2 protein-coding genes are annotated in these 1648 nt (G+C 68.6%); one reads left to right on the forward strand and one right to left on the reverse strand.

Translation table 11 applies throughout. The features are described 5' to 3' along the window. The first annotated feature begins 271 nt into the window (after window positions 1-271). The gene (locus tag QC283_RS39355) at window positions 272-1078 is read left to right on the forward strand and encodes an IS5 family transposase (RefSeq protein ID WP_279566598.1); all 807 of its coding nucleotides are present in this window, start codon (window positions 272-274) and stop codon (window positions 1076-1078) included. On the opposite strand, the gene QC283_RS39360 is transcribed toward QC283_RS39355, so the two are convergent. Then, complete coding sequence (locus QC283_RS39360; RefSeq protein ID WP_279566599.1) at window positions 996-1526, reverse strand: hypothetical protein; 531 nt, start codon at window positions 1524-1526, stop codon at window positions 996-998. The genes QC283_RS39355 and QC283_RS39360 overlap by 83 nt on opposite strands. Window positions 1527-1648 lie beyond the last annotated feature (122 nt).

The following is a 1648-nucleotide window of genomic DNA, read 5'->3' on the forward strand; positions in this document are numbered from 1 at the left end:
TAACTGCCTGTTCTCTATCCGCTCGCGTGGTCGGGCAGGTTCGAACGGGGTCCTGATTCGGATGAGTTGTCCGGGTCGGGTGCATGAAGGAAGGGCCTCTTGGTAGCTCGCGGATGTCGAGTCCAGCGAGAAGCAAGAGGCCCTGTTGTCGAAGTGTCGCGTGGTCGTGGTCGCCGAGTCCAGTTCGTCCACTCGTGGGTGTGACTGCCTCGCCCACAGGTTCGGGAACGCGGTCGACCGGCCGCAGCGCCGGCCCCGATACAGCTCTGACATGAGCGATGCCGAGTGGGTCGTGGTGAGGGACCTTCTGCCGGTGCCAGGCTGGCTTTCGGGCCGCGGCGGCCGTCCGGAGGGCTACTGCCACCGGCAGATGATTGACGCAGTGCGCTACCTCGTCGACAACGGCATCAAGTGGCGGGCAATGCCCGCCGACTTCCCGCCCTGGCCGCGCGTCTACGCCTTCTTCGCCCGCTGGCGGGACACGGGACTGGTCACCGAGCTGCACGACCGGCTGCGGGAAGCCGTCCGCGCCGGTGAAGGCCGCAGCGCCGAGCCGAGCGCGGGGGTCGTGGACTCGCAGTCGGTGAAGGCAGACGCCACCGTCACCTTCGGCTCACGGGGCTTCGACGCGGGCAAGAAGATCAACGGTCGCAAGCGGCACCTGCTCACCGACACGCTCGGACTTCTCCTGGCCGTGGCTGTCACACCGGCGTCCGTGACCGATCGGGACGGCGCCCGGTCCCTTCTGCCAGCGGCGGCCGGCCGCTTCCGGCGGCTGGCCCGGGTCTGGGCCGACGGCGGCTACACCGGCCACCTCACCGACTGGACCAGCCAGCACCTCGGCCTCGTCATCGACATCGTCCGCCGCAGTGAGGACGTCCGGGGCTTCCAGGCCCTTCCCCGCCGCTGGGTCGTTGAGCGGTCCTTTGCGTGGTTGCTGCGCAGCCGTCGCCTGGTCAGGGACTACGAACGGCGCACCGAGACGAGCGAAGCCGTCATCCGCTGGTCGATGATCGCCCTGATGAGCCGCCGCCTAGCCGCACGATCTCGTCGGCCTGCAGTTCTGACGCCAGGGTGAACCTCCCTGGCTTTGCCTCCACCAGCCAGCCCCGTTCCACCAGCCTCTTCAGCCGTGCTCTCGCACCCTCGACGCGTGAGGCCGAGGCACTGTCCCAGCCCAGCACCACGGCCGCCCGCCGGGCACCCAGCCCGTCATTCCCAGCCTCGGCAGCGGCTGCCATCACCGCCTGGTAGTCCACCGACAGGTCTTCGACCCCGGCCGCGTTCTGGCGATGCGGCACCGCACGGCGCGGGCCCACCGGCTTCCTCGGCGACAGGCCAACGACTGTCCCGGCCTGCTGATCCTCCTCGGCGAGCGCTTCCAGATACTGCTCGAGGCCGATCGTCCGAAGCTTGAGAACCTCCTCGGCATCCACCAAGTCAGCCCGCACCCGCTTCAGTTCGGCTTCGAGCTCATCCACCCGCACGGCAGCGGCCTTCCGCCGCGTTTCCAGGACCGCCCGCATCGACGGCATCCGCCACCCCCACCGACTCGATCAGCAACGAGTCGAGACTCCCGCCACAGCCGCAATCTCATGCCTGACCAGCGGAATCCGCACACGGCATTCGGAAAGAGAACGGCCTCTAA

It is taken from the genome of Streptomyces sp. DH41 (genome assembly GCF_029813785.1).
Taxonomy (GTDB): Bacteria; Actinomycetota; Actinomycetes; order Streptomycetales; family Streptomycetaceae; genus Streptomyces.